Consider the following 25,030-nt stretch of genomic DNA (forward strand, 5'->3'; position numbering starts at 1 on the left):
CCTGACGACCCGGGGTTTCGGCCGATGAATCCGATTCCACAGACCCTGCAACTAAATAAACTGCTTGATTTAACAAGGCGGCCGGTGTTCACTGAGGCGATGACCGCCGAGCGGATCGCTCGTTCCGAAAGGTCGACGGGTACCCGAGAGGCGCTCTTGTCGGCCGCCGAGGTGTTGTTCGCCGAACGCGGGATGTATGCCGTGTCCAACCGGCAGATCAGCGAAGCGGCCGGACAGGGCAACAACGCCGCGGCCTGCTACCACTTCGGGACCAGGGTCGACCTGCTGCGCGCGATCGAAGCCAAGCACCGCGAGCCGATCGAGGAGCTGCGGGCGCACATGCTGACCGCGGTCGGCGACTCCGCCGAGCTGCGCGACTGGGTGGGCGCGTTGGTGCGCCCGCTGACCGATCATCTGTCTGCGCTGGGGACCCCGACCTGGTATGCGCGGTTTGCGGCCCAGGCCATGGCCGATCCCACGTACCGGCACGTGGTCACCAAGGATGCGCTGGCCTCGCCGTTACTGGTGCAGACACTCGAGGGCATCGACCGCTGTCTGCCCGAATTGCCCAGGCGGGTGCGTGCCGAACGAATGGTGATGGTGCGCAACCTGCTCATGCACACCTGTGCCGAGCACGAAGGCGCGCTGGCCGAGCACGGACCGCGATCCCGTTCGGCCTGGCCGGTCGCCGGAGAAGGGCTGATCGACGCGATCGTCGGTCTGTGGCGCGCGCCCGTCCACGTGTCCGCGGCCGGCAGCCCCCCCTCACCGTCAACCGCGTAAGGCAACCACCGAGGAGCACGATGACCGAAGGATCCACCGCCACCGATATCCCGGAGTTTCCGATGACGCGGGCGCCGGGGTGCCCGTTCGCCCCGCCTCCGAAGGTATTGGAGCTCAACGCCGACAAGCAGCTGAGCAGGGTGCGGATCTGGGACGGCAGCACGCCGTGGCTCATCCACGGCTACGACGCGATCCGCGCGCTGTTCACCGACTCCCGCACCAGTGTCGACGACCGCCTGCCGGGTTATCCGCACTGGAACGCGGGCATGCTGGCCACGGTGCACAAGCGCCCGCGGTCCGTGTTCACCTCCGACGCCGAGGAGCACACCCGGTTTCGCCGGATGCTGTCGAAACCGTTCACGTTCAAGCGGGTTGAAGCGCTGCGCCCGGCGGTGCAGAAGATCACCGACGACCACATCGATACCCTGCTCGCCGGCCCGAAGCCGGGCGACGTCGTCAGCGCCCTCTCGCTGGCGGTCCCCTCCCTGGTCATCAGTGAGCTGCTGGGCGTGCCGTACGAGGATGCCGAATTCTTCCAGTCACACGCCCAGCGCGGCGTGAGCCGTTACGCGACGGAAGAGGACACCGCCCAGGGCGCCGCCGCGTTGGCCAAGTATCTGGCCAACCTGCTCCGGACGAAAATGCAGGACCCTTCAGAGGATTTGGTGTCCGACCTCGCCGAGCGGGTCAACGCCGAAGAGCTCAGCGTGCGCGAGGCGGCGCAATTGGCCGTCGGCGTGCTGATCGCGGGCCACGAGACCACCGCGAACATGATCAGCCTGAGCATCGCGGCGCTGCTCGAACATCCCGATCAGCGGGCGCTGCTGTGCGACGCCGACGATCCGAAGGTCATCGCGACCGCGGTCGAGGAGCTGATGCGCTACCTGAGCATCATCCAAACCGGCCAGCGCCGAATCGCCGTCGAGGACATCGAGATTGGCGGCGAGACGATTCGCGCCGGCGACGGCATCATCCTCGACGTCGCCCCCGCGAATTGGGATGAGCGCCAGTTCCCCCACCCGGACCGGCTCGATCTGCTCCGTGAAGACGGGCCGCATGTCGGGTTCGGCTACGGTCGCCACCAGTGCGTGGGCCAGCAGCTGGCCCGCATGGAACTGCAGATCGTCCTGCCCACCCTGCTGCGCCGCGTCCCCACGCTGCGGCTTGCCGTGCCGCTGGACGACCTGCCGTTCAAGCACGACGCGCTGGCCTACGGCCTCTACGAGCTGCCCGTGACATGGTGAAGCCCGATCTCGCGCTGAGTGTTCCCGATCTGCGCGGCAGATTCGCCGTCGTGACCGGGGCCAACAGCGGTTTGGGCTTCGGCCTGGCGAAGCGGCTGACCGCCGCGGGCGCCGACGTGGTGCTGGCCATCCGCGACCGGGCCAAGGGCGAACGCGCGGTCGCCGACATCCGCCGAGACGTACAGCAGGCCAAGCTCGCCATCAGGCAACTCGACCTGTCGTCGCTGGACAGCGTCGCGGCGCTGGGCGAACAGCTCACCGCCGAGGGACGCCCGATCGACATTCTGCTGAACAACGCCGGCGTCATGACGCCGCCGCAACGACAGGAGACCCGCGACGGCTTCGAATTGCAGTTCGGGACAAACCATTTGGGTCACTTCGCCTTGACCGGGCACCTGCTCCCGTTGCTGCGGGCGGCGGACTCCGCGCGGGTGGTCACGGTCAGCAGCCTCGCGGCGACCCAGGGCAAACTCGACTTCGGTGACGCCAACGCGCAACGCGGCTACAAGCCCATGCATTCGTACGGGATCGCGAAATTGGCGCAACTGATGTTCGCCTTCGAATTGGACCGGCGCAGCCGCCACGGCGGCTGGGGGCTGACGTCCAACGCCGCGCACCCGGGGCTGACCAAGACGAACCTGCTCAGCGGCGCCTCATACGGCCGCGCCAAGCCGACGTTGCAGGCCCGGTTGACCCAACTGACCTGGCGCGTGATGCCGTTCATGTGGCTCGACGTCGACGAAGGCATCAAGCCGACCCTCTATGCCGCGGCGTCCCCGGACGCCCAGGGCGGCAAATACTACGGGCCGCGCGGATTCTACGAAACCGTCAGGGGCGGAGTCACTTTCGCGGGCGTCCCCCGCCTGGCGCGCAGCGAGACCGACATGCGACAGCTGTGGCAGCTCTCCGAGCAGCTGACCGGCGTCCGCTATCCGGATTGACATCAGAAAGTGGTGAGAGATGGCGTTCGTCGGTCGCAGTGACGTCAAAGATCCGGGTGCACAGCAGGACCAATGGGAACGCCTGGCCCGGCGGCGTGAGCGGCTTTACGCCGACGACGAGCAGTTCCGGAACACCCGGCCCGACGACGATATCGCCGCGGCCGCACGCGCGCCTGGGCTGCGGATCGCCGAGGTGATGGCGACCGTCCTGCAGGGCTACGGCGCGCGGCCGGCACTCGCGCAGCGCGCCCGCGAAGTCATCACCGATCCCGAAACCGGTCGGTCGGTGCTGCACTTCCTGCCGCGGTTCGAGAGCGTCACCTACGCGGACCTGTGGGCCAGGGTGCAGGCCCTGGCGGCCGAATGGCATCACCACGAACGGTTCCCGGTCCGCGCGGGGGACTTCGTGTGCGTCCTTGGGTTCGCCAGCATCGACTACACGGCCATCGAATGCGCGTGCATCCATCTCGGCGCCGTGGTGGTGCCGCTGCAGACCAGCGCGCCGGCGAGCCAGCACGCCCCGATCCTCGCCGAAACCCAACCGCGCATCCTGGCCGTGGGCGTCGACAACCTCGCGACCGCGGTCGAGGCGGCATTGGCGGGCACTCCGCCGGAGCGCTTGATCGTGTTCGACTACGAACCCCACGACGACGACCAGCGCGCCGTCTTCGAGGCCGCACGGGCGCGACTGTCCGAAACGGCCGGCCCGCTGACCCTCGAAACGATCGATGCCGTCGCCACCCACGGCGCGGTCCTGCCGCCCGCGCCCCTGCACGTCGCCGCGGCCGGCGAAGACCCGTTAGCCTGGGTGTTCTACACGTCGGGCAGCACCGGCACACCCAAGGGCGCGATGTTCACCGAAAGCCTGTGCATCGGCACCTGGCTCGCGCAGTCCGACCAGCCGGTCATCACGCTGAGCTACATGCCGATGAGCCACCTGATCGGCTACGGCTACGTCATCTTGACTCTGGCCAACGGGGGCACCAGTTATTTCGCCGCCAAGAGCGATCTTTCGACGCTGTTCGAGGACCTCTCACTAGTGCGGCCCACGTCCATGAGCCTGGTGCCGCGCGTCTGCGAGATGTTCTATCACCACTTCCAGCGGGAGCTCGACCGCCACGCCATGGCCGGCGCCGACCCCGATGCCGTGGGTGCACAGGTCATCACGGCCATCCGCGAGGAGATCCTGGGCGGCCGCGTGCTGGCGGTGGGCTGCGGCTCGGCCGCGTTGTCGCCGGAGATCAAGGAGTTCATGGAGGAGGTGCTCGATCAGCACCTGCTGATCGGCTATTCGTCCACCGAGATCGCCGGCGGAATGATCGTGGCCGACGAGCATGTGCTGCGCCCGCCGGTCATCGACTACAAGCTTCTCGACGTCCCCGAACTCGGCTACTTCAACACCGACAAGCCTTATCCGCGAGGGGAATTGGCGGTCAAGTCGGCGCGCTTCATGGCCGGCTATTACAACCGGCCCGACCTCACCGCCACGATGTTCGACGAGGACGGCTACTACAAGACCGGCGACATCATGGCCGAGGTCGGCCCGGACCGGCTGCGCTACGTCGACCGCCGCAACAACGTGATCAAGCTCGCCCAGGGTGAGTTCGTCGCGGTCTCGCGCCTGGAGGCGCTGTATTCGACCAGCCCCCTGATCCATCAGATCTACATCTACGGCAACAGCGCCCGCTCGTTCCTGCTCGCCGTGGTCGTGCCGACCGACGGCGGAGCCGACCCGTCCGCGATCGCCCAGTCGCTGCGCCAGGTCGCCCGCGATAACCAACTCAACGGCTACGAGCTCCCCCGCGACTTCCTGATCGAGACCGAACCGTTCGGCCTGGCCAACGGCTTGCTGTCCGGCGTCGGAAAGTTCCTGCGGCCCAAGCTCAAAGCGCGCTATGGCGACCGGCTGGAAGAGCTGTATGCGCGTATCGCCGACGATCAACGCGGGCAGCTTCGCGTCCTGCGCACCGGTGGCGCCGATCAGCCGGTGCTGTCGACCGTCACCAAAGCCGTTCAGGCCACTCTGGGCGTGGCCGCGGCCGACGTGTCCCCGGAGGCGAGGTTCATCGACCTGGGCGGCGATTCCCTTTCGGCGCTCACCTTTTCGACCCTGCTCGCCGACATCTATGGCTTCGAGGTTCCGGTCGGCGTGGTGATCGACCCGACCGGAGACCTGCTCACCATCGCCGGCCACATCGAACGGCAGCGCGCCCCCGGCACCGGCCGGCCCACGTACGCATCCGTGCACGGCGCCGGCGCAACCGAGGTGCACGCCGAGGACCTGACCCTGAACAAATTCATCGATGACGACATCCTGAAATCGGCCATGTTGTTGTCGCAGCCGACGGCCGAGGTTCGTACCGTCTTGCTCACCGGCGCAACAGGATTCCTGGGGCGGTTCCTCGCCATGGAATGGCTCGAGGGCCTCGCCGAATCGGGCGGCACCCTGATCTGCTTGACCCGGGGCGCCGACGCCACGCAGGCCCGTCAGCGGATCGAAGCGGTGCTGGGCTCGGACACCGCGCTGCTGGAACGCTTCCGGGCCCTGGCCGCCGATCATCTCGAAGTCGTCGCGGGCGACATCGGCGAGCCGAGGTTCGGGCTGGACGAGGCGACATGGCGGCGCCTGGTCGATACGGTCGATCTCGTCGTGCACCCGGCGGCGCACGTGAACCACGTGCTGCCCTACCGCCAGTTGTTCGCGCCCAACGTGGTGGGTACCGCCGAAATCATCCGGCTGGCAATCACGCGCCGGCTCAAGCCGATTCACTACGTCTCCACCATGGGCGTCAGCGCCGTCGCGCATCAGCTCGTGGACGAGGACACCGACATCCGCCGCTCGGTGCCCAGCTGCACGGTCGACGACGGTTACGCCAACGGCTACGGGATCAGCAAGTGGGCGGGCGAGATCCTGATGCGCGAGGCACACGACCTGTGCGGGTTGCCCATTGCGGTGTTCCGGCCCGGCATGATCCTCGCCGACAGCCGCTACGCGGGTCAGCTCAACGTGCCGGATATCTTCACCCGGTTGCTGTTCAGCCTGGTCACCACCGGAGTCGCGCCACGCTCGTTCTACCGGGGTGGCGGCGGGCACCCGCATTACGAGGGTCTGCCGGTCGACTTCCTGGCCGATGCGATCGCCGCGATCGGGCCGCAGCACGGCAGCAGCTTCGACACCTACAACACGACCAATCCGCACGACGACGCAATCTCGCTGGACACGTTCGTCGACTGGATCATCGCGGCGGGATATCCGGTCGAAAAGATCGACGATTACTCGGCCTGGCTCGCTCGGTTCGAGACGGCGATGCGCGCACTCCCGGAGAATCAGCGTGGACAGTCGGTGCTGGCGGTGCTCGACGTCTACCGTGAACCCATGGCCGCGGTGTCAGGATCGCCGGTGCCCGGAGAGCGGTTCCGGGCGGCCGTCCATGCCGCCGGGCGCGCGATCCCCCACGTGTCGAGGGAGCTGATCGACAAATACCTGGCCGATCTCCAGCGGATCGGTGTGCTGACCCGCTGAACGCGAACTGATCTGGAAAACGAAGGGACGATGATGTCCAGCCCAGCCCAAACCCTTTACCCCGAAGGCGTGATCGGTGCGCCCAAGGACCGGCGCGGTCACGCGGCGGAGTTCAGCACCGGCCTGCCGCCGGGTACCGAGGTGTTCTCCGCCGACAACCACATCTCGGTGGCCGACGACATCTTCTACGAAGGCTTTCCCGCCGAGCTGAAGGATCAGGCGCCCCGGATCTGGTATGAGGACGGTGCGTATCTGCTCGGCCCGCCCGGGCAATCGATGGTGGTGGGCGATTTCAGCGCGGTGCTCATGCAATACGACGACCTGGCCGGGGCGGCCACCAACAACGTCGACGCCCGGGTTCGCGAGCTCGCCGAGGACGGCGTCGACAAGGAACTTGCCTTCCCCAACGCGGTGCTCGCGCTGTTCCACCACCCCGACCACGAGGTTCGCGAGCGGATCTTTCGTGTCTACAACGAGCACATCGCCGGCGTTCAGGAGCGCTCCGACGGCCATTGCTACGGGGTCGGGCTGATCAACTGGTGGGATCCGGCCGGGGCGCGGCGCACGCTCGCCGAGCTAAAGGCATTGGGGCTCACGACGTTTCTGATGCCGATCAGCCCCGGCAACGATCGCGACGGGCAGCCCATCGACTATTCGAGCACGGCGATGAGCGCGGTCTGGGACGAGATCGAGGACGCCGGGCTGCCCGTCACCCACCACATCGGCGAGAGCCAGCCCAAGTTCCCCAGCGAGGTCAACAGCGTCGCGGTGGCCATGATGGTCAACATCGACTCTTTCCGGGAGATGTTCTCCAAGTACATCTTCGGCGGCATCCTGGACCAGCATCCCCGACTGCGGATCGGCTGGTTCGAAGGCGGAATCGCCTGGGTGCCGACGGCCCTGCAGGACGCCGAGCACGTTCTGGCCTCCTATCGGCACATGCTGGCCCACCAGCCGGCACGTGACGTCCGGCACTACTGGGACGCGCACATGTGCGCCTCGTTCATGGTCGATCCGCTGGGGCTGCGGCAGATCGACGAGATCGGTATCGACAAGGTGATGTGGTCGTCCGATTACCCGCACAACGAAAGCACTTTCGGCTACTCGGAGCGGTCGCTGGCCGCGGTGGTCGACGCGGTCGGTCCCGAGGATGCCGTTCGCGTGGTCGGCGGCAACATCAGGAACTTCCTGGGAATCCCCGCATGACGAATTCGGTTACTGCCCGCGCCTCCGTGCTCGACATCCCCGATGAGCCGGACTGGGCGCGCATGCGCACCGAGATCGGCGCGCGGCTGCGATCCGCCATGGCCGAACACGGTGTCGACGCCCTGATCCTGCTGATGAACGGCTATGTCGGCTACGCGACCGGTGCCAGCTGGCCGCTCCTGGACGCCGGCCTGTCACACGTGGAGCGCCCAGTCGCCGTCGTGCTCGCCGACGACGTGCATCCGCACCTGTTCATGCCGTTCCGCGGCGGGGCGTCCGCGGAGTATCCCGTGCCCGACGATCATCTGCACGGTCCGGCCTACCTCGAATTCGACCATGGCGTCGAGGATTTCGCGCGGAAGCTAGCAGGGATCGTCCCGCCGGGAGCCAACGTCGCCGTCGACGAACTCACCGGTGCGATGCGGCGGGCGGCGGCCAAGCTGTTTCCCGCGGGTGCGCCGACCGACGCGGCGATCGTGCTGGGCGCCGCGCAACTGGTGAAGACCCGGGACGAGTTGTCTTGTCTGCATCGGGCGGCCCGCATCACCGAACGGGCGATCGTCGACGTGCAGCAGGCGCTGAAACCCGGTGTGCGTCAGATCGATCTGTCGGCCACGTTCGTGCGTCGCGCGTTCGAGCTGGGCGCCACCACCAACATGCTGGAAGCCATCTGGCAGGTGATGCCGAGCTCGCGGGAAGCCGGAGTGTGGACGACGCACGGCGATCTCGCGCTGCCGCTGCTGCCCACCGATCGTGAACTGGCGGCCGGCGACGTGCTGTGGACCGACATCAGCATCACCTACCACGGATACTGCTCCGACTTCGGCCGCACCTGGGTGGTCGGCGAGGCTCCCACGCCACGACAGCAAGACCAATTCCGGCAGTGGCGCACCATTTTGGACGCCGTACTCGCGGTCACCAAAGCCGGCGTGACCTCAGGCGACCTGGCGCGCGCGGCGATAGCGGCAAACGGCGGTCGCAAACCGTGGCTGCCGCATTTCTATCTGGGCCACGGCATCGGCACCTATCCCGCCGAGGCGCCGATGATCGGGACGGATCTCGGCGAGGAGTTCGACGACAACTTCGTCTTCCCGCCCGGCATGGTTCTCGTGCTGGAACCCGTGGTGTGGGAGGACGGCACCGGAGGCTACCGCAGTGAGGAGATCGTGGTGATCACCGAAGACGGCTACGCGCCGATCACCGACTACCCGTACACCCCCTATGGCGACTGAAGTTCTGCCCGACGCACACGCGTTGCGGTCGGGCCGCAGGGATCGGGCGCTAGCCCAGATGGAGGAGCACGGCCTGGACATCCTGGTGCTCGGCCGGCAGGCCAACATCCGTTACGTCACCGGCGCTCCGCAGCTGTGGATAGCGGGCACGCGACCGTTCGGTCCGATGTGCGTGCTGGTGCGTGCCACCGGAGACATCTACCTCAACAGCACCGACGACGAGGGCGTTCCGGAGGAGATCGGCCACGATCACCTGTACGGGCTGGCCTGGAACCCGATGACGCTCATCGACGTTCTGAAGAAGGTCGACGGCGCCGAGGCGGCGCGGCGGGTCGGAACCGACGCGATCACACCGACTTTCGCGGCGCTGCTGCCCGAGGCGTTTCCCAATGCCGAGCTCGTCGACGCCGAGCCTGCGATGCGGGCGGCGCGACGCATCAAGACGCCCGGCGAAATCGCCGCGATGGGCGCGGCCCTTCGTGTCGCCGAACACGGGCTCGCCACTGCCCTGGCCGAATTGGCGCCGGGGGCGTCGGAGCGGACCCTGGCCGGGGTGATGATGGAGGCGATGGCCGCCGGCGGGGTGAGCACGCCGGCCACCCAGGACGCCGCGTGGGTGACGTCGCGGGAACAGCCATGGCGTCGCGCTGCCGGAGATGAGATCCGACCGGGCGACCTCGTCGCGCTGGCCGCCGGCGCGCTCGCGGACGGCTACGTCGCCGAGGTGGGCCGCACCTGGCCGGCCGGCGATGTTGTCAGCGGCGAGGCGCGTGAGCTCTTCGCGCGCTCGAACGCGTTGTACGACAAGATGCTTGCCGCCTGTCGTCCCGGGGTGCCCACCGGCGATCTGCTGGCCGCCTATGAGGCGGTCGGTGAGTCGATACCGCCGATGCCGATCGCGCACGGGCTGGGGCTGGGTTTCGATCCGCCCGTCGTGTCGGAAGCGCTGCTGGCCGCGGGTGAGCACGACCAACTCGAGGCGGGCATGGTCTTGGCGATCACCGGCTACGTGTGGCAACAGGGTGTCGGAGCGGTGTTCCGCCGGGACACCGTCCACGTCACCGAGGACGGCGCCGACGTGCTGACCGCCAGTCCCGCTTGGGGTTAGCCTAACGGCGGCGGGCGCTCCCCGCCTCGCGCCGGCGCGATTACGGATATCGGAAGCGTATACCGAAATCCCTTGTGTGACTGTGGTTTCTGTGGTCACAATGCGGGGTTTTCTGTCGGTGGGTGTCGTTAGTTTGGCGGTGTGAGTTCAAGTAGTCAGGCTGAGGTCGATGCGGTGTTCGATGCGCTCGATGCCGAGGTGGACCGTGCCTGCGCGTTGGTGCTTGATGCGTTGACCATCCAGCAGCAGCTGGCGGTGTTGGAGCGCTGTGAACGGCTGCGCCGGCGCCTTCCGGTCATCGAGCATCCGCTGCTCAATTCCCTTGCCCGCCAGGTCCCCTCCCAAGAACTGGGCGCCGGGCTCTCCCACGCGTTGACCGAGCGCACCCTGATCAGCCGCAACGAAGCCTCCCGGCGCATCAAAGAAGCCGCCGATCTAGGTCAACGCCATGGCCTAACCGGTGAACCCATGCCGCCCGCCCTGGCCGCCACCGCCGCCGCCCAACGCGCCGGCACCCTGGGTGCTGGCCAGGTGGCGGTGATCCGCAACTTCTACCACCACCTACCCGGCTGGGTCAGCGCCGCGGCCCGCGAGGTCGCCGAAGCCCAACTGGCCGAGCTCGGCACCCAATTCGGCCCCGAACACCTCAAAGAGCTGGCCCGCGGACTGGCCAATGCCCTCAATCCCGATGGCACCTTCACCGATGAGGACCGGGCCCGCCAGCGCGGCCTGATCCTGGGTGGCCAACAACCCGATGGCATGTCGGCGCTGCGGGGCCTGATCACCCCCGAGCTACGCGCCACCCTGGAAGCCGTGGAAGCCAAACTGGGTGCCCCGGGCATGTGCAACCCCGGCGACCAGACCCCCTGTGTGGATGGGACGCCCAGCCAAGCCGCCATCGACGCCGACACCCGCTCGCGCGCCCAACGCGGCCACGACGCCCTGCTGGCCGCGCTGCGCGCGCTGTTGGCCTCCGGGAAGCTGGGCCAGCACAACGGGTTACCGGCCTCCATCATCGTCACCACCACCCTGCAAGAGCTCGAGGCCGCCGCCGGGCGCGGCTTGACCGGTGGGGGCACGATTTTGCCGATGAGTGATGTGATCCGCCTGGACCGCCACGCCAACCACTACCTGGCCATCTTCGACAAAGGCAACGCCCTGGCCCTGTATCACACCAAACGCCTGGCCTCACCCGGGCAACGAATCGTGTTGTACGCCATGGCCCGCGGCTGCACGGCACCGGGCTGCGGCACCAAGGGCTACTACTGCGAAGTCCACCACGTCACCGACTACAGCAAGTGCCACACCACCGACATCAACGACCTCACCTTCGCCTGCGGACCCCATCACCGCATGCTCCAACCCGGCGGCTGGAGCACCCGCAAAAACGCCAAAGGCGACACCGAATGGAAACCCCCACCAGAATTCGACCGCGGCCAACCCCACACCAACACCTACCACCACCCCGAACGAAACCTGAACTACGACCAAGACGACGACCCCGTTTGACGCTACGGCAGCACTTCTTCCAGTAGCTCCCCCACGCGGTGCCGTTCCCACGCACTCAGCAGGTTCGACAGCATTTGCAGCGGCGCGCGCACGCCTTCGTCGTCCCTGATGCGCGGATCCTTGCGGGTGCGCGGAACGCTGTCGAATCGCTTGCGGATCAAGGCCGGCACGTCCAGCAGCCATACGATGCCCATGGCCGCCGCATAGAGCAGCATGTGCCGACGCAAGCGTGCCGGGTCGAGACCCGGTCCGCCGCAGCGCTCGTATTCCGCGACGAACAGGTGCAGCAGCTCGTCGAGATGGGCGTCCCACATCTCGGTCTCGGAGCCGGACATCGCTCCCCACAGGGCCATGCCCAGGTTCATCTGGCCGACGCATCCCCAATCCAGCAGGCCGCAGTGCAACGTGTCGCCGGCGTCGCGCCAGAACCACGCATTGTCGATGTTGGCGTTCCAGTGGCACAGCGCGACATAGTCGGAGTCGTCGGCCAATTGGTGTGCGATCGCCTGCTCGTGGCGTGCCACGCGGGGCACGTCGCGGCGCAGGCGGTCCAGGAATTCCGGTGAGCCGACGTTCGCCGGGAGCAATCCCGGATGGGTGCGCGCGAATTCGGCGAGTTGGCTTACCCGCCGGTCCAGCCTCTCCGGTGACAACGGTGCCCGCTCCCCGACCGTCGCCGCCTGCACGTCCAACGGAAAGTGAGCGGTCAGTTCCGCGGGCAGCCGGCCGGAGCGATGCGTGCCGGCAAGCCGCGCCAGCGCGGTCAGCAACGCGCGGTAGTGCTGGACGGGTTCGGGCATCTCGTAATCGAGACACTTGTGGTATTGGCGCTCGAACCCGTTGTTGCCAAAGCTGATTCGCTCGGTGATCAGCAGACCCGTGCCGGTGGGGCGGTGATAGTCGGCGAACTGCGGGCAGGGTACGGCGATGGGAAATTCCGGGGCGCGCGACAGCGAGGCGAAGCGGACCTCGGGTTCCATCTGCGTCTTTCCGCGGTCGCGCACCGGATTATCGAGATCTCGGGAGAACTTCACGAACAGGTCGGTGTGCAGATCGGGCGCGGGACGGTCGTATTCGACCGACAGCACCACCTTGCGTCCGGTGCTGCCGCCGCTGATCTCGCGGTAATCACTGATGCGAGCGACGCTGTTGTCGCCAAGGACGCCCGAGGCCCGAAAGGCCTTGGTGAGGAACGAAGCCCCACCGCTAAGCAGGGTCGCGGGATCGGCCGGGATCGGCAAGCCGTGCTGATCGCCGACCACCCAGTGCGAACTCACACCGCTACCAGGTCTGCTCGGCGGCGCGCACCAGCATGTGGTTGACCGCCACCCGGCGATCGCGGGTGACCATGAACAGGACCGCGTCGGCGATGTCCTCGGGCCGCAGCATCACCATGCCGGACGTCTGCTTTTCGAAGGCCTCCCGCGAGGATTCGGCCAGATGGCTGAAGATCTCGGTATCGACCGTCCCCGGCCCCACCACGCCGACGCGCACCCGCTTGCCGAGCACCTCTTGGCGGATGCCCTCGCTGAAGGCGTTGATCCCGAACTTGGTGAGCGAGTACACGGCGGTGTTCGGCCGGGCCACCCAGCCGGCGGTGGAACTGATGGTGACCAGGTCCGCCACGCCGCGTGGCGAGTCGGCGGCGGCGTCGATCAGGTGCTGCAGCGCCGCGCGGGTCGCGTAGAGGACGCCCTGCACGTTGACGGCCACCATGTTGTCCCAGTCCTGCAGCGGCGCTTCGGTCGCGGGCGCCGACTGCATCAGACCGGCGTTGTTCACCAGGGTGTCGAGGCGCCCGAACTCGGCGACGGTGCGCTGCACGGCGGCTGCGACCTGCTCGGCGTCGGTGACGTCGGCGGTGACGACGAGCGCTGTGCCGCCGGCGGATTCGATCTCGCTCCTCAGCTCCGCCAGCCGATCGGCGCGGCGCGCGAGGAGAGCCACCGCCGCCCCGTCGGCGGCCAGCGCTTTGGCCGTCGCCGCTCCGATGCCACTGCTGGCGCCGGTCACCAGGGCCGCGGTGTGCGCCAATGTCGTCATGATCCACCCGTCGGTTGCGTGCCCAGTATCTCGTGTAGAACGTAGTCGGTGTCCTCACCCAGGTCCGGTGCGCCGCGCGCTATCCGCGCGGGGTTGCGCGCCATCCGCCACGACGGCCCCAGCACCGGTCGCTGGCCTTCGCGGTGGTCCGAAACGAAGCGATACAGCTCGCGGTCCCAGAGTTGTTGGTCGGCAATCACATCCATCGCGGTGGCGCTCTTGGTTGCCGGCACTCCCGCTTCACGTAGCTGACGAGCGAGTTCCTCGGCATCGAGATCGCGGGTCAGCGCCGCCAGATCGCCGTCCAGGGGCTCGGCGTGCCGGTGCCGGTCGTCTGAGGTGGCGTAGCGGGGGTCGGCGGCCAGCGACGCGGCACCGAGCACGCCGCACAACCGCCGCCATTCGGTGTCGTCGGCGACGGCCACGCTGACCCAAGACCCATCGGCGCACGGGTAGCAACCGTGTGGGCACATGTCGGGATCCTGGTTGCCGTCGGGCCCCAGGTCCCGTCCGGTCAGGCTGTGTTCGAGCAGGCAGTCCCCGATCATCGAGGAGAGGGTTTCGACGGCCGACACGTCGACGAATTGCCCTGCGCCGGTGAGCTCGCGATGCAGCAACGCCACCACGGCGGCGTAGGCGGCCGCCGCGCCGACGGTGGAATCGCCGTAGCGCATGCTGGTTCCGAGCGGGGGGCCGCCGGGGTAGCCGACCAGCGGTCCGAGCCCGGCAAGTGCGGCGAAACAGGGTGCATACCCCGTCTGATGCCCCAGCGGTCCGTCATTGCCCCACATTTTGATCGACACCGAGATGATGTCGGGTTTGATCTCGGTGAGCTGCTGATACCCGAGGCCCTGGCGTTCCATCGCCCCCGGCCGCAGGTTGTTGATGACGATGTCGCTGCGGGCGATCAGGTCCCGCAGTTGCGCCATGCCCTCGGCGGACTTGATGTCGATGTCCACGCTCAGGATCTCGGGGTTGATGCTCAGGAAGAAAGGCGCGTGGTTGATGTCGGTGCCGCCGTAGGCGCGCATCTCCTCGGGCAGCGCCGCGGTTTCGACCTTGATCACCTCGGCGCCCAGCAGCGCCAGCAGCTTGCCGGCATAGGGACCGGCCCAGACCTTGGTGAGCTCGACGACACGCACCCCCTCCAGGGGGCCGCCGCGTGGGTTCTGCGGCGGCTTCAGCTGCGCCGAGTGCACCCGCGGTGGAGCGGGTAGGGCGTCGAGTCCGCCGAGGACCGACGCGGTGTCGCCACCCAGAGCGGGCGCCGCCGAGGTGATTTCAGCCGGCGACGCGCTGAACAGGTACGGCACCGTGGGGTACGCCGCGTCGCCCAGCACCGGGTGGCTGATGTCGGAAAAGAAACCACGATGGACGTACTGGGGCGAGCGGTGCAGATCGGCGGCCTCGTTCACGGGCACCAGCGGCACGCCCAGGCGCTGAGCCTCGTCGGCCGCCGTCTCCTTGGACAGGTCGCCGACCCACGCCGCGAATCCTCGCTGGAACGCCGCCACCTTGTCCGGCGTCACGGCGAACTCCAGCCAGTCGTCGTCGAAGTCGTCGAGCCAATCCGGGCGTCCCATCAGCTCTTTGACGCCGACCCAGTGGGCGCGGCTGGTCATGTACAGATAGACGAAGCCGTCGGCGCAGGCGAAGAATGACGCCGGGCCCTGCTGGTCGTAGTCGTCGCGGGTGCCGACGGCGGGGACTTCGCCGGTGACCAGGCGCCCCAGGATGCAGTCGGCGCGCGAGACCAGCACGGCCTGCTGCGAGACGTCGATGGCCTCGCCCCGGCCGGAGTGCAGGCGCCCGAACAACGCCGCCGCGACGCACAGCGCCGCCTCCAGCCCGGCCTCGTAGTCCGCCAGGAACCGGCCGGGCCCCCGCAGCGGCGGCCTGGTCGGGTCCGGATGGCTGGGGGTGTGATATCCCCAGCCGCTGGCGTGGAACACGTTGATGCTCTTGGCGTTCGCGTACTCGGCCGGGGCGCTCCCGCCGAACGGCGTGATCGAGCAGAACACCACGCCCCGGTGCCGCCGCGGCCAATCGGTGTCGCCGTCACCGATGACCGCGTCGGCACCGCCGATGAGGCGTTCCAGACGCTCCGCGTCGGCGCGCGAGGTGGCGTCGAGAACGACCGACCGCTTGTTCGTGTTCAGGTAGGCGAACAACGCGCTGCCCTCGACGCCGTCGGCGAGGCGGGGAGCCATGGCCCTGGTCGGGCTGCCGTGTCCTGGCGCCTCGACCTTGATCACCTCGGCGCCGAAGTCGGCCAGGAGCTTTCCGCAGTACTCCCCCGCGACCGACCCCGCCAGCTCGATGACCCTGAAGGCCGTCAGCGCCGACATGCGCGCCCTCGCAAGGCCGTCAGGGCTTCGCGCGCCCCGAGCGGCTCAGTCGCCACTCCGGCGGGAAGTTGAGGTCGTTGTCCTTCACTACGTTGTTGAGGCCCTTTTCGAACGTGCCGCCCGTCAGGTCGACGGTGTTGTCCACATCGTTCTGGATCATCGGCAGCATGCCCTCGACCATGCCGGTCAGCAGGCTGCCGAAGTACTCGCCCTTGTGCTGCTTGTAGAGCTCCAGGAACGTCTTCTGGACGGCGACGGTGTCGGTCGGGCGCGCCTTGGAGCACGCCAGCGCGTACTTCTCGGTTTCCTTCTCCAGCTGGTCGCGGGGCACCACGCTGTTGACGAACCCGCAGTCGTACATCTCCTTGGCGCTGAAAGGCCGCCCGGTGAACAGCATTTCGGAGAACTTCCGCAGGCCCATCGTCTCGGCCCACCACCACAGACGCGGCCCCCAGCCGACGTACCGGAACGCCGGGTGCCCGAACAGGGCGTCGTCGGAGGAGATCACCAGGTCGGCGTCGCCGGCCTGGTAGAAGTGCCAGCCGTAGCAGTAGCCCTTGGCCTCGATGATGCTGACCTTCCGAAGTTCTTGCAGCGGACGGTTTCCGGCGCGCGCCTTGGCATAGAAGTCGGTGACGGTGGACAGGTAGCGGTAGGACCCACCCGGCGGGTACTTGACGTCGTCGTCGTTGATGGCCAGCTCGTGATGCAACGGGAGGCCGGGGTTCTCCAGCATCGGGCGCTGCTCGGGCAGGTCGCCGCCGCTACCGAAATCCTGTCCCTCGCCCCGGATTACGACGACCTTGACGTCGTCGTCCACGTTGCACTTGTGGATCAGGTCGGCGTAGTTCTGCCGCATGCCCAGGCTGGTGGCGTTCTGCGCGTCGGGACGGTCGAAGGTGATGTAGGCGATCCGGTTCTTCTTGTCCTTCTCGAACTTGATGTACTGCTCGGCTTCCTTCTTCAATTCTTCATAGTCGAATTCGGGCATAGTCTTCTTCCTTTAGTTGAATTGGTGTAAACGCTTACTTGAGCAGAGCGCCCGCGTCGACGGGCAGCGAAACGCCTGTGATGTAACGGGATTCGTCCGAAGCGAGGAACAGGACGGCGTTGCTGATATCGACGGCTTCGACCCACGGTACCGGCAACGTGTGCATCATTTGGGAGAACGGCGCGAAATCATCCGGCCCCGGATTTTCCAGGTCCGGCCGAAACAGCCGGAACGTCACCTCGTTGATCGTCATCGGGGTGTTGACCTGGCTCGGGTGCACCGAGTTGACCCGAATATTGTGCTCGCCCAGCTCGACCGCGAAGGCCCGCATCAGGCCCAGCACACCATGCTTTGCGGCAATGTAGTGGCCGGTGTGGGCCATGGCCTTGTGTGATCCGACGGAACCGGTCAACACGATGGAACCGCCCTGACCCCCGGAGATGATGTGGGGCACACCGACCTTGACGGTGTGCCAGACGCCGGAGAGGTTCACGTCGATCATGTCCCGCCAGATGTTCTCGCGGATCTTGTGCAGCTTGTTACCGAAGGTGCCGATGCCGGCGTTCGCGACGATGATGTCGAGGCGGCCGAGCTGTTCCACCCCGCTGTCCACGGCCGCCTTCAGCGCGTCGTAGTCGCGGACGTCGACCTGCGCGGTCACGATGCGCCGGTCGAGAGCCTTGACCAGATCGGCGGTTTCGGCGAGGTCTTCAGGCGTCGAGTGGGGATACGCCAGGTTCTCGATCGGCCCGCAGACGTCGATCGCGATGATGTCGGCGCCCTCCTGCGCCAGGCGCACGGCATGGCTACGGCCCTGACCGCGGGCGGCACCGCTGATGAAAGCTACCTTGCCTTCTACCCGCCCATTCACCCGACTTGTCATCGTGACACCAGCGCCGGCATGCACTCCCAGCCCCGCACCGTGGAGGTCGGGCTCAGGGTGGCCTTGCTCAGGTCGACCTCCCACTCGGGGAAGCGCTTGAGAATCTCCTCCAGCGCGACGCGGCCCTCGAGGCGCGCCAGCGCCGAGCCCAGGCAGAAGTGCGTGCCCATGCTGAAGGTGAGGTGCGGTCGGACCGTGCGATGAATGTTGAATTCGCCTGCGTCGGGACCGAACTGGGCCTCGTCGCGGCACGCCGATCCGATGAGCATCATCATCACGCTGCCTTCGGGCACCGTCTGGTCGTGCACGGTGACGTCGCGGGTCACGTACCGGGACACATGCGGGGCCGGCGGCTCGTAACGCAACAGCTCTTCGATGGCCTGCGGGATGAGCGCGGGGTTCTCGACGAGGTCGCGGCGCTGGTCGGGGTGTTCGGCGAGAACCTTTCCGGACCAACCGATCAGCCGTGTGGTCGTTTCGTTGCCCGCCCCGGCGACGACGTTGAGGTACACGAGGATCTCTTCGCGGCTGAGGTGCCGGTTGACACCCTTTTCATCGACGAACTCGACGTTGAGGAGTTCGGTCATGATGTCGTCGGACGGATGCTCGGCGCGCCAGTCGATGTACGCCTCGAACTGCTCGCCCACGGACAGGCCGTGCTGGGCCGCGTCCATGGGCTTGCCGGCCTCCGTACGCAACTGCGCGTTGCCGCGGTCGCGGATGTACTCCTGGTCGTCTTCGGGAATGCCGAGCAACATGCTGATGACCTTCATCGGCATCTGCGCGCCCAGGTCGGTGACGAAATCGAAGTGTCCCGAGCCCACCAGCGGATCCAGGAGCGCAGCGCAGAAATCGCGGATCATCGGCTCGAGCGCGGCGATCCGGCGCGGGGTGAACATCCGCGACAACAGTTTGCGGTGCACGTCGTGGATCGGCGGGTCTTCGAAGATCAACATGCCCGACGGGATTTCGAGATTCGCCTTGATCAGTTCCAGGATCGCGCCGCGCGCGGAGCTGTAGGTCTCGTGATCGACGAGCGCCTTGCTGACGTCGGCGTAGCGGCTCACCGCGTAGAAGTCGAATTCGGCGTTGTAGTACAGCGGCGCCTCCGCGCGCAGGCGGGCGAACATCGGATACGGGTCGGCGATCAGCCCGACGTCGTATGGATCGAAACGAACATGGCTGTCGGTGCTCGCCGTCACGAAACCCCTCCTACCGCTGCAGTTTTGGACGCCCGCATGACGTGCACCGGGGCCGGCGCTGCCAGCGTCGCAGCGCTGGATTCGGTCCGGGGCAATTTACACACTCCGCTTAATTGCGTCGCTCTGGCATGTGCACAATTTCGGCTGAAAACGGCGCATGAACGTGGGCTCACTCTATTCTCGTAGAGAACCATACTGCGGGTGCTCTGGCAAGGGGCAGAGCACCGCGCGCCGCATCCGGTCGGGGCGTTCATCGGGATCCGGCCGCCCCGCCGCGCAGCACCCGCAGGCCGCCCGCCTGGGTGAGCCGGCCCTTGTCCGAACTCCTCAGGATCCCGGCCGCGATCGCCGACAGGACGCCGTCGAGCTGTTCGGCGCTGTCGACGATCCGGTCGCCATGGGCGAACCGCTGCAGCAGGCCGTTGATGAACGTGAGCGTGACGTTGCTCAGATCCTCGACGACGGCCGGGTCCAGGTCCGCGCCGTGTGGCATGAGCTGCACGAGGATCTCCCGGTGCAGCTTGGTGAACTCGTCGGTGGCCTGCTGCAGGATCGCGGCGAGCGCGGGGTCGCGGGTGGCCTGCATGGTCAGCTCGTAACGCGCCCTGGTCCGGTACAGCTGCGGGTCGCTGCCGGCCTGGATGACGACCTGCGACAGCCGCGAGGGTGCGGCGGCCTCGCCGCCGGCATCGGAGCTGTCCGCGATCGCCTGCAGTTCGGCGAGGTCGAGCTCGGCCGAACGCTCCGCGACGGCCCGCAGCAGCGCCGAGCGGGTGCGGAAATAGAACGACGTCGTGCCGTCCGGCACGCCCGCCTTGCGGTCCACCTTCAAATGGCTCAGGCCTTTGGCCCCGTCATCGGCCAACAATCGAATCGCCGCATCGCAGAGATCGCGGCGGCGCTCGGCGGGATTAGGCTTTCGTCGTTTATCCATTGTTATTCAGGATCGAGACCCTACTCTATATTCGTAGTGTCCGTAAAGGGCGGCGTCGACGGGGCGGGTCGGGGCCTCGAAGCCCAAGTGGCTCGCGGCACCAAAGAAACTGCGGTGCAAGAGTTCCGAGACTTCGGCCAAGACCTGGGTAAAGTGTGTTGCGATGAGTCGCCGTCGAGCTCGCGTGAGCAATGCCGTTGCCTGGCTTGGGTCCATCGGCCTGCTTGTCACGCTGACGGTCGGCTGCCACGAGGCTCACAAGCCCGCGCCGTCCAGCCCGCCGACGACCGGCACGTCCACCGCGCCCGCCCCACCGCCCGCGCCGCCGGTCGTGAAGATCGCGCCACTGCCGGTTCGGCCGGTGACGAAATCACATCCGACGACGCCCGCCACCAAGTGCCCCGACATGGGCCCGAACGTCCCGGTGGCCCCGGCCGACGCCCTCAACACCTGCGACATCTCCGGGGCCAACGTCTACACACTCGGTCCGGAAACCATGCAGCTCGGGCTGATACACGTGGAACCGCCCAAGGCCTTGACGGCAGATTTCTTCGAGGTGACCCTGGTGCTCGATCCGCCGTCGACGGCGGCCTGGGCGTTGTTCACCGCCGAGCATGTGAAAGACCATGTGGCCTTCATCCGTGACAACCTGGTATTGGAAGCACCGATCATCGAGGAACAGGTCACCTCCGGACGGATCGTGCTGACCACTCAAACGGCCGAGGGGGCAGCACAATTGGCCCAGCTGGTGGGTCGTCCCGCGTGACCGCGACGGGGTGTCCCGATCGCCTCGCCCTCGGCATGCTCAGCGTATTCGGTCTTCCCCCAATCGAGTTCGTGGATCTGGCCGCGGAGCTCGGCTGCCGCCACATCTCGGCCGCCGTCCGGGGGATGCCGCTGGTGCCGCTGGGCTACCCGCCCATCTCGCTGACGGACGACGCCGTGCTCAGGAAGGATCTGCTCGCCGCGATGGACGATCGCGGCGTCACCATCTCACTCGGCGACGGATTCCTCGTGCTGCCCGGCGCCGAGGTTGACGCGCTCCAACCCGACCTCGACGCGTTGGCCGGGCTAGGGGTACCCCGGATCAACGTGGTGAGCCTCGATCCCGACCTTTCGCGCACCTTCGACCAATTCGCGGCGCTGACCGAGCTTGCCGCCCGGCGCAACATCTGCACCGTCGTCGAACCGGTGCCCGGCCTGACGATCGGCGACCTCGCCACCGGCCTGGCGGCCACGGATTACGTTGGGCGAAGCGAATTCCGGTTGCTGATCGACACCATGCACCTGGTGCGCTCCGGCTCCGGGGCCGCCGAACTGGCGGCCGTCGACCCCGGCCGTATCGGCTACGCCCAGCTCAACGACACGACGCTGCGGCCACGCACCGACGACTACATGGAGGAGGCCATGTTCGAGCGCCTGGTGCCCGGCGAGGGCGAATTGCCGCTGCGCGACATCCTTTCGGCGCTTCCGGTTGACACGGTCCTCGAGATCGAGGTTCCGCAAAGGTCTTTGGCGCTGGCCGGGGTGAGCCCGATCGAACGGCTGCGCCCGTGCGTCGAGGCGGCACGCCGGCTGCTGGCCAACGCTCAGGCCGGATAGCGCGCCCGAAGGCCTGCGGCAACGAACGGGCCCCTGTCGCCGCAGCGTTGCGCAGTTTAGAGTCAGCATATGGGGCAGGTAACGGACCGCTGGCGTGCCGCTCGGGTGGCATCGGCGTTATATAACGCGGCGGCAATGAATGACAATGTGGCTGCGATGGGCGCGAAAGCGTTGTGGGGATTGGCGTTACCTGACCTGTTGGCGATGGTTGAGCGTGTCTCTGATGCTCCCGCCGGCGCGCATGTACTCGACGTCCCGTGCGGTGGGGGTTTTGCCTTTCGTGGCTTGCGCCCCGGCCAGGATTGCCACTACGTGGCCGCAGACATTTCCCCGGACATGCTGAGGCGCGCGCGCAGCAGGGCAACTCAGTTGGGCGTGGCCGCCCTCATGGAGTTCACCGACGCGGATGTCACTGATTTGCCCTTCCAGGACGACACCTTTGATCTGATATTGACGTTCAACGGACTGCATTGTCTTGCTGACCCGCACGCTGCGGTAGTCGAACTTGCGCGCGTGATCAAGCCGGGAGGAGTTCTTCGCGGGAGCACGTGTGTACGTGGTCGTGGCTGGCGCCAAGATCGCTTTGTGACGGCGTTGCGGGGGGCCGGGTTCTTCGGGAATACGCCGCAGGCCGGTGACGTGGAGCGCTGGCTCAGGGATTCGGGACTCGACGTCTTGGTCGCGCGGCACAGCGGTTCAGTCGAGCTATTTGAGGCCGTCCGACCCGGCACGTGATCGACGAGGCGCTTTTCCAGCGGGGTGACTCCGCCGATCGCTAGCGTTCGGTGTCGAACACGGAAACGGGCTCGAGGAGCACGCCGGTCTCCGCCACGTAGCGGTCCCACAGCGCCACCAGCTCGGCCAGCTTGTCGGGATGCGACGCGGCGAGGTCGTGGATTTCGCCGGGGTCGGCGGCCAAATCGTAGAGCTGCCAGTCGCCGGGGCCGTGGGGAGCCGGCAGGTGCAGCGCCTTCCAGTCGCCCTGGCGAATGGCGCGGCGGCCGAACAACTCCCAGCCGGTTCCGGTGTCCGCGCCGTGCACGGTCTCCGAGGCGCCCGTCAGATACTCCACCAGCGAGCGGCCGCGCATCGGGGCCACCTCGCGGCCGCGGTAGGACGTGCCCGGGTGCGTGGCGCCGGCCAGCTCCAGCAGGGTGGGCGCGATGTCCATGACGGTGCTGAACGCGGTGCCGATCTGCTGCTGCCGGGCAAAACCCGGAAAGGTGATGAAGCCCGTCACCCGGATGCCGCCCTGGGTGGTGAACGCCTTGTGCAGCCGCGACGGCGCGGTGGCCGCCTGCGCCCAGCGCGGGCCGTACCAGATGAAGGACGTGGGCCGCCCGAGGTTGTCGAGGCTGTTGTCGCAATGCTTTTCGATCTGCGCGGCGATCTCCGCTCCGCGCAGCGGCATCGCCTCCACGATCGCACCCTCGGCGCCGTTGTCGGACAGGAAGATAACCACCGTGTTGTCGAGTTCGCCGCTGGCCGACAGGTAGTCGATCACCCGGCCGACGTTGTGATCCATACGGTCCACCATCCCGGCGTAAACCTCCATGCTGCGGGCCGAACGCGCGCGCTGCTCGTCGGTCATGTCGGTCCACTCCGGCGCCCCGTCCGCCACCACCGGGTGCGCTTCGACGTCGGGCGGGCACAGTCCGAGTCGCTTGAGGGCGGCGAGTCGTTCCTCGCGCAGCGCGTCCGGCCCGTCGTCGTAGCGGCCGCGGTATTTCGCGACGGATTCGTCGGGCGCCTGCAGCGGCCAGTGCGGCGCTTGGAACGGCAGGTAGGCGAAGAAGGGGCGGTCGTCGTCGGGCGCGCGCTCGTCCAGGTACCGCAGCAACGTGTCGGTGTAGGAGTCCGACGAGTAGAAGTCGTCGTCGACGGTGACGAATTGGTCGTCCTCGGTGTAAAGCGTTGGCACCGGCGAAAACCCGCGGGCCCCCGCTCCCCCGTAGTGGCTGGCCCCGGCGGGCAGCAGCGCGAACGAGCGCTCGAATCCGCGCGCCCACGGCGATCGCTCGATGGTGGCGCCCAGATGCCATTTGCCCGACATCAGCGTCAGATATCCGGCGTCGCGCAGGAGTTCGGGCAACGCGACCACCCGATCGTTCAGGTAGCCCTCGTAGCCCGGCGCGCCGCGAAATTCCGGGGACGCCACCTCGAGCATCGTGCCGATGCCGGCGATGTGGTGGTCGGTCCCCGTCAACAGCATCGCCCGGGTCGGCGAGCAGGCCGGCGCCGAATGGAAATCGGTGAGCCGGATCCCGGAGTAGGCGAGCCGATCGAGGTTGGGCGTCTCGATCTCGCCGCCGAAGGCGCCGAGATCGGAAAACCCGAGGTCGTCCGCGACGATCACGAGGAAGTTGGGGCGCTTCACGCTCAAGCATCCTGCCAGGTCGGCGGTCACGGTGTAACGCCGCCGCACCGCCGATACCGGCCGATATTGTCGAGGCATGGAGATGTCGGCCCAGTTTGGGATGTCCATTCCGTTGGTTGCGGCCCCGATGTCGGGCGGACCGACCACGCCGGCCATGGTGTCGGCCGCCGCCCGCGCGGGCGCGCTGGGCCTGCTGGCCGCCGGCTACAAGACCGTGGAGGCCGTCGAAGATGAGATCAAAGCCGTTCGCGCTGACGGGATCCCGTTCGGCGTCAACGTGTTCGCGCCGAACCCGGTGCCGGTCGACCCGCAACGCTACCGGGCCTACGCCTCGATCATTGCGGCCGACGCCGACCAGTTCGGCCTGACGCTGCCGTCCGAGCCCGTCGAGGACAACGACAGATTCGACGAGAAGATCGAGCTGCTTCTCGATGATCCGGTTCCGATGGTGTCGTTCACGTTCGGAATTCCGTCGCGCGACGTCATCGCGGCGCTGCAAAAGGCCAAGAGCGTGGTCGTCCAGACCGTCACGACGGCCGAGGAGGCGGCGCAGGCGCACGACGCCGGGGTCGACATGCTCGCCGTGCAGGCGGCGGCCGCCGGCGGGCATTCCGGCACCCTGTCGCCGTTGCGGCCCGTGACGCCGGTAGGCATCGTCGATCTCGTCAGGCAGGTCGCGGCGACGGTGCCGCTGCCGGTGCTGGCCACGGGCGGGCTCGCCACGCCGGCCGCCGTGGCCGAGGTGATCCGGGCGGGCGCGGCCGCGGCCGCCGTCGGGACCGTGCTGCTGCGCGCCACCGAAAGCGGCGCGTCGGCCACCCATCAGGCGGCACTGGCCGATCCCGCATACACCGAGACCGTGCTGACCCGGGCCTTCACCGGCCGACCCGCCCGCGGCTTGCGTAACGCGTTCATCGACGCCCACGAAGCCGAGGCGCCCCCGGGCTATCCGGCCATCCACCACCTGACGAGCCCGCTGCGCAAGGCCGCAGCGGCGGCGGGGCAGCCGGACTACGTACACCTGTGGGCGGGCACCGGCTTTCGGCACGCCACCGCCGAGCCCGCGACCGACATCTTGCGCCGGCTGGCCTCCGACCTGTGACA

Annotated in this window: 20 protein-coding genes; 12 read left to right on the forward strand and 8 right to left on the reverse strand. The window is 67.6% G+C overall.

Annotated elements, in window-relative coordinates:
- Positions 1–84 precede the first annotated feature (84 nt).
- The 8 genes from G6N26_RS04965 (at position 85) to G6N26_RS05000 (ending at position 11,546) form a co-directional block, all read left to right on the forward strand.
- A complete protein-coding gene (locus G6N26_RS04965; protein WP_067175213.1) occupies positions 85–783 on the forward strand; it encodes a TetR/AcrR family transcriptional regulator in 699 nt (232 codons plus the stop codon).
- Positions 784–803: 20 nt separating this feature from the next.
- Positions 804–2,027 carry a cytochrome P450 gene (locus tag G6N26_RS04970; RefSeq protein ID WP_083020156.1) on the forward strand — a complete coding sequence of 408 codons (1,224 nt, stop codon included), beginning with the start codon at positions 804–806 and terminating at the stop codon, positions 2,025–2,027.
- Positions 2,021–2,968: an SDR family oxidoreductase gene (locus tag G6N26_RS04975; RefSeq protein WP_083020157.1), complete on the forward strand. Its 948-nt coding sequence runs from the start codon at positions 2,021–2,023 to the stop codon at positions 2,966–2,968. Before G6N26_RS04970 ends, G6N26_RS04975 begins: the two co-directional genes overlap by 7 nt.
- Positions 2,969–2,987: 19 nt before the next feature.
- A complete protein-coding gene (car, locus tag G6N26_RS04980; protein ID WP_083020159.1) occupies positions 2,988–6,491 on the forward strand; it encodes a carboxylic acid reductase in 3,504 nt (1,167 codons plus the stop codon).
- A gap of 33 nt (positions 6,492–6,524) precedes the next feature.
- Entirely contained in the window at positions 6,525–7,697 is a 1,173-nt protein-coding gene (locus G6N26_RS04985) for an amidohydrolase family protein (protein ID WP_083020169.1), read from the forward strand.
- The gene (locus G6N26_RS04990) at positions 7,694–8,929 is read left to right on the forward strand and encodes a M24 family metallopeptidase (protein WP_083020161.1); all 1,236 of its coding nucleotides are present in this window, start codon (positions 7,694–7,696) and stop codon (positions 8,927–8,929) included. Before G6N26_RS04985 ends, G6N26_RS04990 begins: the two co-directional genes overlap by 4 nt.
- Positions 8,919–10,037, forward strand: a complete 1,119-nt coding sequence (locus G6N26_RS04995; RefSeq protein ID WP_083020164.1) for a M24 family metallopeptidase — start codon at positions 8,919–8,921, stop codon at positions 10,035–10,037. Before G6N26_RS04990 ends, G6N26_RS04995 begins: the two co-directional genes overlap by 11 nt.
- Before the next feature lie 141 nt (positions 10,038–10,178).
- Complete coding sequence (locus G6N26_RS05000) at positions 10,179–11,546, forward strand: HNH endonuclease signature motif containing protein (protein ID WP_163648723.1); 1,368 nt, start codon at positions 10,179–10,181, stop codon at positions 11,544–11,546.
- Between the two features lie 2 nt (positions 11,547–11,548).
- Here G6N26_RS05000 and G6N26_RS05005 read toward each other — a convergent pair whose 3' ends face one another.
- The 7 genes from G6N26_RS05005 to G6N26_RS05035 all read right to left on the reverse strand — a co-directional run bounded on the left by G6N26_RS05005 (position 11,549) and on the right by G6N26_RS05035 (position 19,947).
- Positions 11,549–12,808, reverse strand: a complete 1,260-nt coding sequence (locus G6N26_RS05005) for a hypothetical protein (protein WP_083018676.1) — start codon at positions 12,806–12,808, stop codon at positions 11,549–11,551.
- Positions 12,809–12,827: 19 nt separating this feature from the next.
- A complete protein-coding gene (locus G6N26_RS05010; protein WP_083018575.1) occupies positions 12,828–13,589 on the reverse strand; it encodes an SDR family NAD(P)-dependent oxidoreductase in 762 nt (253 codons plus the stop codon).
- Complete coding sequence (locus G6N26_RS05015) at positions 13,586–15,937, reverse strand: CaiB/BaiF CoA transferase family protein (RefSeq protein WP_083018577.1); 2,352 nt, start codon at positions 15,935–15,937, stop codon at positions 13,586–13,588. Before G6N26_RS05015 ends, G6N26_RS05010 begins: the two co-directional genes overlap by 4 nt.
- Positions 15,938–15,956: 19 nt before the next feature.
- A complete protein-coding gene (locus G6N26_RS05020; RefSeq protein WP_083018580.1) occupies positions 15,957–16,928 on the reverse strand; it encodes an enoyl-CoA hydratase/isomerase family protein in 972 nt (323 codons plus the stop codon).
- Between the two features lie 34 nt (positions 16,929–16,962).
- Complete coding sequence (locus G6N26_RS05025; protein WP_067176955.1) at positions 16,963–17,799, reverse strand: mycofactocin-coupled SDR family oxidoreductase; 837 nt, start codon at positions 17,797–17,799, stop codon at positions 16,963–16,965.
- An 8-nt stretch (positions 17,800–17,807) separates the two neighbouring features.
- Positions 17,808–19,013 carry a cytochrome P450 gene (locus G6N26_RS05030; RefSeq protein ID WP_067176949.1) on the reverse strand — a complete coding sequence of 402 codons (1,206 nt, stop codon included), beginning with the start codon at positions 19,011–19,013 and terminating at the stop codon, positions 17,808–17,810.
- 250 nt (positions 19,014–19,263) lie between these two features.
- On the reverse strand, positions 19,264–19,947 hold the full coding sequence (locus G6N26_RS05035) for a TetR/AcrR family transcriptional regulator (protein ID WP_067176946.1): 684 nt from the start codon (positions 19,945–19,947) through the stop codon (positions 19,264–19,266).
- A gap of 184 nt (positions 19,948–20,131) precedes the next feature.
- On the opposite strand from G6N26_RS05035, the gene G6N26_RS05040 reads away from it, so the two are divergent.
- From G6N26_RS05040 to G6N26_RS05050, 3 genes are all read left to right on the forward strand, one after another.
- On the forward strand, positions 20,132–20,713 hold the full coding sequence (locus tag G6N26_RS05040; RefSeq protein WP_083018582.1) for a SecDF P1 head subdomain-containing protein: 582 nt from the start codon (positions 20,132–20,134) through the stop codon (positions 20,711–20,713).
- Complete coding sequence (locus tag G6N26_RS05045; RefSeq protein WP_083018584.1) at positions 20,710–21,549, forward strand: sugar phosphate isomerase/epimerase family protein; 840 nt, start codon at positions 20,710–20,712, stop codon at positions 21,547–21,549. The genes G6N26_RS05040 and G6N26_RS05045 overlap by 4 nt, the downstream gene beginning before the upstream one ends.
- 69 nt (positions 21,550–21,618) lie before the next feature.
- Complete coding sequence (locus G6N26_RS05050; RefSeq protein WP_083018586.1) at positions 21,619–22,284, forward strand: class I SAM-dependent methyltransferase; 666 nt, start codon at positions 21,619–21,621, stop codon at positions 22,282–22,284.
- Between the two features lie 40 nt (positions 22,285–22,324).
- Here G6N26_RS05050 and G6N26_RS05055 read toward each other — a convergent pair whose 3' ends face one another.
- Positions 22,325–23,926 (reverse strand): arylsulfatase, encoded by a 1,602-nt coding sequence (locus G6N26_RS05055; protein ID WP_083018678.1) that lies wholly within the window; start codon positions 23,924–23,926, stop codon positions 22,325–22,327.
- Between the two features lie 76 nt (positions 23,927–24,002).
- On the opposite strand from G6N26_RS05055, the gene G6N26_RS05060 reads away from it, so the two are divergent.
- Positions 24,003–25,028 (forward strand): NAD(P)H-dependent flavin oxidoreductase, encoded by a 1,026-nt coding sequence (locus tag G6N26_RS05060; RefSeq protein WP_067176932.1) that lies wholly within the window; start codon positions 24,003–24,005, stop codon positions 25,026–25,028.
- Positions 25,029–25,030: the final 2 nt, after the last annotated feature.

The organism is Mycobacterium marseillense (assembly GCF_010731675.1).
Lineage (GTDB): Bacteria > Actinomycetota > Actinomycetes > Mycobacteriales > Mycobacteriaceae > Mycobacterium > Mycobacterium marseillense.